At 38.2% G+C, this 532-nt stretch carries 1 protein-coding gene; it reads right to left on the reverse strand.

What is annotated here, in order from left to right; genetic code table 11:
• Nucleotides 1–128: 128 nt before the first annotated feature.
• Nucleotides 129–377, reverse strand: a complete 249-nt coding sequence (locus V0R37_RS21825) for a hypothetical protein (RefSeq protein WP_315888660.1) — start codon at nt 375–377, stop codon at nt 129–131.
• Nucleotides 378–532: the final 155 nt, after the last annotated feature.

Raw genomic sequence — 532 nt, forward strand, 5'->3', positions numbered from 1 at the left:
AACCGTTAATTAAACCGTTAACAACCAAAGTTAATTGCACTCACAATTAACAACGTCCTTTTGGAAAGGCTCTAACCAATCCGAAAGTGAAAACCCAATAGTTTAGGGACTATTGGGTTTTTTTATATCTATTGTTCAGAATCAGGATTTTCTTGGACAACAGAACCAAACAGTTTAACCATCTGGTCAAGTGCATCTTTCTGTGTGTCTTGAAGTTGAAAAGCAAGATAATCGCGATTAATGGCCTTTCCTATCTCAGTGACGATATAAGCATGAATACTAACTCCCAGCATCTGTGTTAGCTTCAAAAGCTTTTCATCTACGTGTGGTTCTAAACGGAAAGACCGACTAACCTTATTTCTATCTTCGAGTTTCATATAAACAACCTCTTTTGAATACGCCTATTAATAACATACGAATAATTTAGTGGCAACTGACGCGCGGATTTAAATTTAGTAGATCACAAAACTTTCTTTCCGCTTGTCTCTCGGTCGTCATATAAGAAACGGATCCTTTCCCCGCCGAAACGGGG

Source organism: Pollutimonas rozaliensis (assembly GCF_048751585.1).
Taxonomy (GTDB): domain Bacteria; phylum Pseudomonadota; class Gammaproteobacteria; order Burkholderiales; family Burkholderiaceae_B.